This is a genomic window from Nostoc sp. PCC 9305 (assembly GCF_963920915.1).
Taxonomy (GTDB): Bacteria; Cyanobacteriota; Cyanobacteriia; order Cyanobacteriales; family Nostocaceae; genus Nostoc.
The window spans coordinates 1-11,336 of sequence record NZ_CAWUDN010000169.1 but is presented as its reverse complement, the minus strand read 5'-3'; the positions used below and the strand labels follow the sequence as shown (position 1 = coordinate 11,336).

At 40.1% G+C, this 11,336-nt stretch carries 8 protein-coding genes; all 8 read right to left on the bottom strand.

Features of this window, described 5'->3' with window-relative positions; all coding sequences use genetic code 11:
• Nucleotides 1-117: 117 nt before the first annotated feature.
• Nucleotides 118-2,652: a hypothetical protein gene (locus tag ACM0OX_RS33710; RefSeq protein WP_414519344.1), complete on the bottom strand. Its 2,535-nt coding sequence runs from the start codon at nucleotides 2,650-2,652 to the stop codon at nucleotides 118-120.
• Nucleotides 2,649-5,537 carry a putative baseplate assembly protein gene (locus ACM0OX_RS33705; RefSeq protein ID WP_414519342.1) on the bottom strand — a complete coding sequence of 963 codons (2,889 nt, stop codon included), beginning with the start codon at nucleotides 5,535-5,537 and terminating at the stop codon, nucleotides 2,649-2,651. The genes ACM0OX_RS33710 and ACM0OX_RS33705 overlap by 4 nt, the downstream gene beginning before the upstream one ends.
• Nucleotides 5,534-8,092: a putative baseplate assembly protein gene (locus tag ACM0OX_RS33700; protein ID WP_414519340.1), complete on the bottom strand. Its 2,559-nt coding sequence runs from the start codon at nucleotides 8,090-8,092 to the stop codon at nucleotides 5,534-5,536. Before ACM0OX_RS33700 ends, ACM0OX_RS33705 begins: the two co-directional genes overlap by 4 nt.
• Entirely contained in the window at nucleotides 8,089-8,493 is a 405-nt protein-coding gene (locus ACM0OX_RS33695) for a GPW/gp25 family protein (protein WP_414519338.1), read from the bottom strand. The genes ACM0OX_RS33700 and ACM0OX_RS33695 overlap by 4 nt, the downstream gene beginning before the upstream one ends.
• Nucleotides 8,493-9,044 carry a phage baseplate assembly protein V gene (locus ACM0OX_RS33690; protein WP_414519336.1) on the bottom strand — a complete coding sequence of 184 codons (552 nt, stop codon included), beginning with the start codon at nucleotides 9,042-9,044 and terminating at the stop codon, nucleotides 8,493-8,495. The genes ACM0OX_RS33695 and ACM0OX_RS33690 overlap by 1 nt, the downstream gene beginning before the upstream one ends.
• Nucleotides 9,041-10,201: a phage late control D family protein gene (locus ACM0OX_RS33685; RefSeq protein WP_414519334.1), complete on the bottom strand. Its 1,161-nt coding sequence runs from the start codon at nucleotides 10,199-10,201 to the stop codon at nucleotides 9,041-9,043. The genes ACM0OX_RS33690 and ACM0OX_RS33685 overlap by 4 nt, the downstream gene beginning before the upstream one ends.
• Nucleotides 10,202-10,335: 134 nt before the next feature.
• Nucleotides 10,336-10,620, bottom strand: coding sequence for a hypothetical protein (locus tag ACM0OX_RS33680; RefSeq protein ID WP_099103146.1), 285 nt, complete (start codon nucleotides 10,618-10,620; stop codon nucleotides 10,336-10,338).
• 97 nt (nucleotides 10,621-10,717) lie between these two features.
• On the bottom strand, nucleotides 10,718-11,336 hold a 619-nt coding region (locus tag ACM0OX_RS33675; protein ID WP_414519332.1), incomplete at its 5' end, for a hypothetical protein.

Genomic DNA, 11,336 nt, shown 5'->3' with positions numbered 1-11,336 from the left:
AAGTCTGCATCTAATTGCACTCTACCTTGTTGCATCAATACTCGAAGGAAGTGCTTGCTTTTGTCGTAGGTATCACGAGTAAAATCGCCTCTAAATTCTCCTTGCATAAAATCCTCTTTAGCTAGCGTAAATAATGCCAATTTCAGTATTAGCGGGTGTATATTCATCTAAACGGATGCGTAGGTTAGCCTCTTTTTGAGGCTGATATAGATTGTGAAAAGCACCCATTTCTGATTCATCATCAGCGCCACGTTTGATTTCTTCAGCACAGGTTGACGCTAACTGACAATAAGTAGGTGTGCCATAACGTATACTGTTGAATTGAGGTCGTAAGTGATGTCTGATGACAAGTAGGTTTGTATCTAACTGTTCTGTCTCTAGTTCAGTTTCTTGTCTAATCTTTTGCTCCACTAAATCAGGTTGACAATTATACCGACGTGGTGTGCGTGAGGTAGGCATCACGTAGCAGAAACGGATACAACCTTGTTGGCGACGAGCAACGAATATAATGCCGTTAAAAATACTGTTTTCTGCTAAGTCAATTGCATGTACTTGAATCTGACCAAAGACTGTGCAACGTGCAATAGTCAACCGCACATGGGCTATGGAATAACCCACTGCACCGATCGCTTCACCTTCTATACTGATAGCATCTATAATGCTATCGCTAATATTTATGGGTAAAGGGTCAGTCTCTACCTCATCTTGGTTAACCTGAATGGAGCCAACAATACTGTGTTCAATCGTTACGCACGCATTGATATTAAATAACTCCAAACTTGGTTCGCTGGAACGTCGGGGTTCGCAGTCACAATGTAATGACCAGCCCGGTACTAATGTAGAATGACGGATAATAATCGCAGATGGTTTTTGTACAATAGAGGTAGAATAATCTGCAAATTGAGTCGGATTACCTTCTATATGCACTCCCCGACCAGTAATCAATAAACCATCGAGAACAAAGCAACTTCCTGACTCTACTGTGACATTTAAAGCGTCACCCAAAGAAGTTCTCCAATCGAGAATACGTATCACCGGACGCTTGTGGTTAGCTGCACGTAATTGCAGACTTTGGTTTTGTTCCAGTTCAATATTAATTCGTTCTACATAAACGCCACTATCAATAATTTCAATTACAGCATTATGGGGTTTGTCTCGTTGCCACTGTGAGATTGCTTCAGTAATAGTTTGATAATACCCTCGTGAAGTTTGACTGACGCTGTAATGAGCATAATGCTTTCTGATTTGAGATGGAAAAGCTTCTTCTAATAGCAAACGATTACAGCGAATCAGTTCTTTACCTTGGAGATTTTGCTGAACCAAACGTTTAGTTTTGGCACTCAAGGTGATAGATGCAAAACGTTGTTCATCATAAAGGCTTTTACCTAAAAGTAGTTGATTTAGCTCTGTAAGCAAAGCTGCAATTAAAGCTGGTTCGGGAGGAGGACTGGTGTAGGCATCCAAAAGCCTTTGGGTATCACTGGAAAATTGCGATCGCAAAAACTCGGATAATGCAGAAGCATCTTGTTGTGAGCTAAAAATTGCTGGCTCTTGAATATCACCAACATCAAGTAAGAAATGTGCTGTAGAATCTAAGAAAGTTCGGTCATATTCGCCACCACCAATATCAGCACTGAAACCATAATGATAAGAAACCCAAACACCATTTTTTGGTAACTGGCGGATCGGAAAAATCATTCGGCCCAATTCTGGATCAACTGCTATATAGTCTTGCTCTAGTTGATAATTCCAATCGCCCAGATCGGCAATAATAATTTGCTCTGGAGAGATTAGATGCAGTTTTGAGCCAACACCTTTCCAGACTTGCAAACTTTTGGTAAATTCTTCTGGATTTGGGTTTGAATCAAAATAATCGCTTTTGTGAGATTGCAAAACTTGCCGTTGAATGGGAATAGGTATTAATTCGCAATCAATTTGGGTTGCATCTTTTGCTAATTGAGGACGAGTGTAAAGCGGAGTGTCGTTACCCGTAATACTAAATGTGTAGCAGTTAGAGCTAACTTCTTCCAAACAAAAAGCTGGTGTGACAGTCATAGAATAAGCTTTTAATCGCCAAACAAAAATACCAATATTTGGAGTATTATACTTTCCAGGTTGCTCTTGTGAAGAAATATGGTGGATATCTACTGTATGAGCTAATTCATCGAATGGGCTATTTAACTTTGTGATTCCATCCACCTGACGCAGATTTAATGTTGTTGAGGTTGACGAACGCAGGTGATTGATATGCTGTGTTTTGCTAACTAGCCGATCAAATTCTACAACTCGTATCGGCCAGCCAGTTATTTTATCAGCCAGCAATTCCAACAAAGCTAGCGTCCCCTTGCGCCGTCGATAGCGAATAGTATTTGCTACTTCCCGACGAGGATTTAAAATCTTGTTATCTTGCTGTTTTGTACCAGAACTATGAACTCTTTGATAACCAATTAAATCACCAATGTATGGTACTACCCAATCTTGGCAAGTTTCAATAAACCAGTTCTCATAGAGTTGAGTAATATCTGTTTCAACAATATCTACTTGTTCAGCAATGACACGTAATAAATCCTGTAGGGGATAGCCAAGTTCTGCATCACGTATGCGGTAAACGGCTGGCAACAGTTCATAAAGACGGTCTGGGGAATTGCTCATGATTTCAACTCCTTCAGAATTAGTGTATCTGGTACTTTCGGGTTGAGAATAGCTAATTGAGCCGGGAAAAGTTGATTTATTGTTGAATCAAAAACAGCCAAGTTTACAGGAATCCATTGTTTTGCTTGTCCATTTCCACCAGTGCTGCCTACTTTTGCCAATTCTTGAAGTTTGGTATTTAAAATGCCTGGATTTTGGGCTTCAGTTTCGGAAACGCTATCTAAAATATCTACATCCACGTAGTCTACTCCAGGTACTTGTTGAATCGTGCTGATAACTCCACTGAGGACAACATTTTCTCCTAGTTCCTGATTTTCAAAGCTAAATTTATCGAATAAAGCAGTGCGAATTTTCTGTGCTACAAATGACCATTGATAATTTGCTAAAATTCGCACATTGGCGCTGATAATTAACAGCATTAGTTCCCGCATATCTATTTGTAGTGACTGATAGGGGTCGCCAAACTGGTATAATGCTTGCACAAAACTGCGATATAAATCTGAATTTCTATCAATATAAATATCATCAGCCCCAGCGATGGTAATGTGCAGAATTTGCTCCGAACCATTTGAAAGACGTTGAGCATTTGATTTGCCAATTCCAGTAAAAGTACGCGCAAAATTGGCATAGTCCTGCACGGAAACTGCACGGTTGAGAGATGTTATGCCAACGGGTGCATTGCGGCGTATTTCATAATCGCTTTCTGGGTCTGCGCCTCCTGTTGCTGCTATGGGGTTGAGTACGCCACTCAAACCTAGAGGTTGCATTGCTAGTTGGTTAATTTTTTCTGCTGCGACATTACCACTTTTGCCAGTGCCAGCGCGGTAGACTGCTTTGACATTTTCAATCCCACTAGGCAACCTAGCTCCATGTTCACCATTGCCAAAGATAATAGTTGTATTGCCATCACTATCAGTGTGGGTGATATAGGCGCGGTCTGTTGGACTTAAGTCAATCAAATTTTCTACTTTTTGCCAACGGACATCATTAACGTATACTTCTAAGGTTAAGGTGCTAGCAACGCCACTATGGCTAGGTGCTGGTAGATAGGTAAGGGGCGATAGTGATAGGGTAAATTGTTGATTTGCTTTAGTACCGTCACCACTGCCCAGTATTTCAGTATGAGTCTCGCCATGAGTGGCTTTGACTACGTTGCCATAGATAGTAACAGTCTCTCGTTTGTAAGAATAAGCTAAAGGTCTAGCAAATTTCAGGAATGTATGGGGTTTGTCATTGGATAAATTCGCACCTATATCTTGTCTCACCCCAGCTAACATAACAACTTCGCTAGCCCAGACACCGTTGACATCAGATATATCACTGCGTTCACCGGAGATAATTAACCAACGTCCAGGTTGGAGATTTTCGTAGAGATTGTCTAGTTCAATTTCCATCTGGTCAGATATATAATTTTGAGCGCTTGGTGCATCTTTCAGGTCAACTGGTTTTTCCACCAAATTCAAATCTTCACTCTTGAGATACACTGTGGTTTTACGCATGACATCTAAAGACGTATCCTGTTCTTTTAACCAAGGCTTATCTAAAGTGAGTTGGGTAATTCTTCCTACTATGTTATAGGCAATTTTAGAGATATTTTCAATTTTTATTACTTGATAAATCTCAATTTCATTAACATCTACACGTTCAATCGCTAGGTAACTTCCAGGTGTAATTCCATCATATTGAGCATCTAAGGCTAAGATATTTCGTAATTCTAATGGTAGTGTGCTAGAGGAGCTTGATGTTGACTCATTTACATCTGCAATTTGCCATTCCTCATATTTTTCAATTCGCCCTTGCTGGTCAAAAATCGGCTTCAAAGCTACGTCATGTCCGAAAGGTGCAGCTTTGATTCCTAAAAAGTCAATTCGATTTAACTGATTAGCAGAATTAACTTGATTGTTAGTTAAGATTTGATATATTGCTGTGTTTGAAGCGGGATTTAAAGTATTATTAATTAACCGAAAATTCATATCAATATTTTCGGGAGAGAAAATCTGTTGTTTTGTCCGCTCAAGTTCTAGAGCATTGGCAGGTTGTAAGGATGGCAGTTTGATTAATTGTTTTATTCTTTCTTCTATTGTATTTAATGGATTTTTATTAGTTAATTTTTGTGTAACTTTTGATGGTAATTGTAATGTAACTTTTGTCCGGTTTTCCTCTGCTTGAGGCTCAATGATTTGAATTTTGCGAATGAATTGTTTAGCATCACCAAAGATCAGTAAAAGTGGATCGTTAGGTTTGAGATTCGCATTTATACCATCTAAATAAATCTTATCAATTTCGGTAACGGTTGTTGAATTAACTTGTTGTGGTTGACTCATCCGGGGCTTGAGTTGATTCAACTGGGCATAAGCTCGCAGTTTTTCGGATGTTTCAAAAAATTCCGGCGATTCGTTAGAATCAGGTATACTCTGGCTACTCAAACCAACAGGAATTTCCAAATTGTAACCATCTTCTAGGGTAAAAGCTAAATAAACGCTGGCGCTAACACCGGGACTATGTGCATAGTCTACTAATCGAGCTAATTCTACTAAGGAACGTCGCTCAATCGCAGTACGTAAGTAACCTTCATTGGCTATGCGTTCCTGATAAAATGTTAGAATGTCTGCCACAGTAGCCCAAGCATCTAGTAGAGCTAAAGACGTGTCTTGAGGATCGCGGGTTTTTAGATGTTTGAGTGAGGGAAACTTGCTCTCACTCAGACGCGCTTTCATTGTCTCGAAAAAGCTTGCATGGGTTCCAACTCGATAAGCTAGGGTAGAAAAACCAGGTTGATTTGCTACTGATGTGGGAGTGATAATTTCAACACCTTCACAGCAACCACAACTAGAGCGATCGCTCGGTTTATAGTTATGACAGTTACAGCTACAACTTAATTTCATCTGCCACCTCGCAAATCGAGTGTAAATTTACCGTTTTCGGGAAAGTTGGGGTTGTTGTCGAGTCGGGCAATTTCCGAAGAACCAATGGGTAAAAAACCTGCTTCAATCTCCTGATTGTCACCTGCAAAAAGACGTTCTAGCTTAGTTATAGAGACGCTTTCAACGCCTGGAACACTATAAGCTTGAGCTACAATCTGACTTAATGCAATTCTTTGCCCAAAAGTCAAGTTATCGGGATGGAAAAAACCACGCCGACCATCAGGTAAAATCCGGTTACTGAAAATATCCAGTAAAGCAGCTTTGACATGACCGCGCAAATAGTCAAATTTGACATCAACTCTCATCGCTATATCTAAACAGACGTATGCTGCTCGTTGAACGATGACATCATGACCAATGCGACGATATTTTTCTAGGTCTGTGGTAATATTTTGCAGTAATTTGCGATCTACCGTTTCTTTGTTGAAGGGATCTACTGTCACCCAGACTTCATACCCACTGCCCGTCCAGCGTAAGGTGGCTGTTGCTTGTTGAACTTTTGTTGGGAAATGTTGCATTACTAATTGTGCGTAGTCATCAGCAGTAATGGCACGCTCTAATTTTTTGTGAGATAGGTGCGGTGCATATAATTTCACCTGAGATAGAGGTTCGGGTGCTGTCCCACCTTGAGCGGGGAAGGGCTGGTGTGGCTGCAATGTCGAACCACTAATTGGTTCATTGTGAAAAACAATATAAGAAATCGCTTCAGCACTAATATTACCTGCAAGTCCATTACCTACCCGGTAAGTTGCTTGGAAGTGAGTATTGGGTGCTGGTTTTATTCCTAATTCACCGTCTCCAAAACGCAAGTGAGCTTGTCCATCGTTGTCCATTTCCACAACAAAATGTTGATCTTCGTTGTTGCTGTCTATGAGATCGTATTGGGGAGTCCAAGTAGAGTGATTTCCAGTACTTCTAAGGTGGATTTGGGGTAATGCTTGCTGGGGGTCTTGAATTAAGAGACTTTTAGCATCTTGGGTGAGGTTTTTTCTAGGCAGAGGTTGACTGAAAATTAAAGGCGTTTTTTGCAAGGTAGGACGGAAGCGATCGCCTACTACTAAAATTTCTCTAGGTTCGCCTTCCTCTTCGCACTCGTGAATTATCTCTTTTCCCGGTACAGTTCCTAAATCTTCCCGTTCAATAGTGCGTCCATGATCGACTAGAATCACATTGCCTCTGGCAACACTAATATCAACTAGCTGACAATCTGGTGGGACTATTGCCGAAATACAAAGGGGAAATGGTAATGCGTCTTCTTCTGCCCATTCGATTTCTACAATTGGCTGATTGTAAAGTTCGTCTACACTTGCCTTGACATTTGTCAAGCGTACAGCATGGCGATGCTTCATATTTGCATCTTCTGGGATACCTGTTTTCGGACTTCTAATTTCTTCAAAAATTAGGATGTCACCAATTTTTAGATGCAATTTTCGCTGATGCTCAAGTTGGGAAGAGGAATTTGCCCTCTCTGGCTGTGTGGGATGTATAAATTCATCTACTAATGTAGCGCTTGTGGAACCATAAGAAAGACAGCATGAACCATCGCCCCAAGTATAAAATAGGATTTTGTTATGAGCGTTGTAGAGATTAATCGGTAAGGGCGTTAGCGGTTCAAAAACTTCATAACTGTTAGGAGGAACATCATCTAGGTGGCGAATATCTTCTAAGATAGTGCCAAAGGGAGGCGCGTTTTTATGATTAGTAATAAAGTAGAAATTTTTTGTTTCCAGGGAAATATCAATACTTGTCTCCAGCCACAACCAAGTACGTGCATTACAACCCTCATGCATGGGATAATCGATCAGACGGGCATGACGGCGAACAGAAATCCGTTGGCGGGCAGTTTCTAGATAAGCTTCTGTGGCTACAGCGTCCTGATAGTAGCTGAGATAATCGCCAACATAAGCGAGGATTTCCACTAAAGTAATTCCTAAATCGGGAACATGACGTTCTTCCCAATCCGGCATTACTAGGGAGAGGCGGTCTAAAATCAACTGGCGAAAACTAGCATAATCTTTAGCCAAATAGTTGATAGCTGGTTCAACTAATTGTGTTGGCGGACAAGTTTGCTGTTGCAAGCAATCCATGTCAGTGTTACAGATCCCATCTCGGAATTTAAATTCTACTTGGGAGTAGCGCGGGTCAAAATTGGGATATGGTTGATCTGTGGGTTTGCCCTGTTCATCTAATGACACCAAGTGCAAAGTATACACAGAGAAATCGCCAGTTTGGTCAAGATTAACTGTTAAGTAACTCTCACAATTTTGAGGACTTTCTACCTGTAAATTAGTCACATGAAGATTGCAGATGCGCTGGCCGCCTTTAATCTGGAGATTCTCTTTTTTTAAGTCTTCTGGTACTGAACCTAAAAAGTAAACGTATAGCGATGCTCCTTCGGAGCCGCTACGCGATCGCAAATCATCGCTAACTTCTACATAATCTAGCCCGTTTTTTCTTTGCCTACGGATTTCTTGGCGGCGCTGTTCGTTTTGGTAAGTTAAGGTGTGGCTATTCATGGCACTGTCGTCCTAAAAGTAGCTGTTTGTGTCTCCCCAGAACTTTGCACGAAATACTCCACCACTATGTAAAGGCTGGAATCAACGTTTTTTACTTCCAAAGTTTGCAGATCGATTAAATCGCCCAACCATTGCTCAATAGATGCTTGAATAGTAATTTCCATAGCTTTTGCTAGTTCCGGGCTATTGGGTGCAAAAATTAAAGACAATACACCACTGCCGAAATCTGGGCGGTTGACTCGTTCGCCGGGAGTAGTAAACAGTAGTTGTTCAATTAAGTCGCGGATGTGTTGATTTTCATCGCTGGTGCTGGCGGTGTGATAGTTTCTATCGAAATGAAAGGGAAAATCGATGTTGATGACATTTCTTTGCCTGGGAAGATTTACGAGATATTCTGGCATTAAGTTACTTCCAAATCAAAGTTGTTAATCGATACCTTATTACCATTCAGCTTTACAGTCGCACTCTTTCCATTGTTGATTTCAATTCCCGAATTATCCATGACTATTTTCATAGTTTGCTTACCGATTTTGGCTTCAATGGTGAGGCTCTGCTTACCTTGTTTATCATTGATTTCAATCTTGCCAATATCAGTTTTAAGTACCTTGGTTTCTGGGTCATAAGGATTAGCGGGTACTATATTGGGAACCTTTTCATCTGCCCAAAAGCAGCCAGTCCAAATTGGGTAATCTGGATCTCCGTTTTCAAACTCAATCCACACTAAAGCACCTTTGGGTGGAATGAGGAATAACCCAACTTCCTTACCTGCATAAGGAACGCAGGGTAATGCCCAACCACTGGGATCGTTGCCAAAAATTTCTTCCACTTTTGCCTGCACGCGACCAATCTTCCACGGGTCGTTATTATCAGATACTACGCCTCGGTATTTGCCGTAAAAAGAAGGTCTTTGTTGATTTATACTTCCATAAGTATCAAGTTTTGATTGGTTCATACTTTTAACATCTGAATTGTTGCACCTTGTCCCTCACGTTTCAAGGTGAAACTTTGTTTATATTCGCCACGCTTGATGCGATGCGTTACTTGTTTGACGTAGTAATAACCGCCGTAAGTTTTTCCCACACCCCGCACTCCCACCAATTGACGCACTTCTAAGACATAACCATAGCGAACAGTATCTACTTCCCCGCTAGCAGTTACGGCATTTTCCTGCGAACGGCTAGCCAATAATTCGGTTTCCTTTTGAGCGAGGATTTTTTCGAGTTTATTGGTGGAACGTAGCACTTCTGTTCGTAATGATTTAGCAGGCTTGTTAGCTAAAGCTTGACCGGGCGATTTAGGAACCTGAATCGAAATTGATGTTCCAGTTTTTTCATCACTAATTGATGCTTGAGGTTTTATAGATTCTAGAGCATTAAAGTTGAAACTTATAGATGAATTTACATTGGTAAACGCCCCCATATTCATTGATAATGCTGGTTGATAAGGAGTAATTTTCTTTTTTTCCTCACCCCAATAAGCAATGTTTTTACCAGGAGTTTTATCGGGCTTGATTTCAAAAATAAAACTATTACGTAGAGCTAGTTTTTGAATCAACTGTAAATCTGTACTTTGCTGAGTAGTAATTTGTTCTTCTTTTTTGGGTGAAAAATCTCTAGTAGTATCTTGTACATCTAATGTCAGCCCATATTTAACTTTATATTTTTGTAAAATTTGCTTAACAATTTGAGAATCAGATAAGTTTAAGTAGGTTTCATTTTTATCTTCGAGATCGAGCATAAGACTAATATCTTCACCAGTAACTGTTAGCCTTGATTCCCCTGGTTGATTACTCGGTGCAATTTGATGATCGGTAATAATGCCGTCAATTAATATAGGGCTTTGAAGACTACGGCTTACACCGACTTTTACATTAACTATAACTTGAATAACAATTCGATTGGGAGGATTTAAAATACCTTTTTGAAGTAACCAATAATCTGAAAAGCTTTTTAATTCTTTACTAAGACTAAAGGTCATTTGAAAACCACTGCGATCGCGGTCTTGTTGAGTCACTTCTAAGTCTATCAGCGCGTCTATTACTTCATAAGGCGCAGGTGTTGGTATGCTGCTACCAATCATGAGTTTTAGGCGAATATCTGAGTCAGGCATAATACTAATTCGTAATTCGTAATTCGTAATTCGTAATTCAGAGCTAATCAAAATCTGGCTATTGGTGGTTTACAATCTGTTACTATGTTTTTGAAATAATAGATCCTTTTCAAAATTAGTATAAATTAATTTTTTTAGATCAGGGGAATACGTAGTCGCCGACCAATTTGGGCAGTCAATTCATCAGGGTGCATAACGTTGTTAGCATCGCATAGATGCCAAAAAACTTCCGGGTCATGAAGATAATTTGCAGTGATATTATCTAGGCGATCGCCTTCGCTGACTTGATGTTCTTGAAGAATTTCAAACCTTTGTGATGACGGTAAAAATCTGCGTCTGAGGTAACTGATAGTTTGATTTGATGTTGTTTGCCACTTGGCAATTTCTATATCGTAGTAACGACTACTTTCAGTAAACATTTTACTCTTTTTTATTTTACAACTAAAAACTTATATTTATCGAGATGTTTTTGAGAAACTTACAGATGAAATAATTCATGATTAAAGATAGCCAAGTTTATAAGAAAGAAGCAACTGTCTTGATAACAATCGCAGCCGTGTTTACCTTAGCTAGAAGCTCTTTTTGCTTGTGATAGACTCTGAACAAGCTGCTGCCTTTATGGTCAAATCTCAAATCATTTGTGCTTAATACTTGCATACCTAAACTGACTTTGGCACGAATGGGATTTAGTTTAGAATCGAATGCTTCTTCGGTAATGCTGAACTCAGAGAGGCGTACTGGCATTACACGATTGAAGCTCCATATAAATACACTTAAATCCGCCTCATTTGGTAAGATTTCTAAAACACCTGTGCGGGCGAGTTGATTGTTTGTCTGAATTTGGCTACTTTTAGGATAGATCAGGGTTTCTAGGGCTGCTAATTGGGGGTATATGCCAAATAACACTGTATCTGGATTTTTTGCAGGAAACTCCAGTTGATCTGTAGCATCAATTTCTGCGTCTAGTTGAATAGTCTCTAGCGGTGGTGCAATTAGACGCAAAGCTTCTAGGCGATCGCTTCCTTCAGAACCCGCACCTCTTACCTGTAAAGTGCGTCTGAGTGTTTCAGGATTGTATTGCAATACGATTATTCCTTTGGGAAAAAAGCTAACAGCATCAAGGATGGCGATCGTT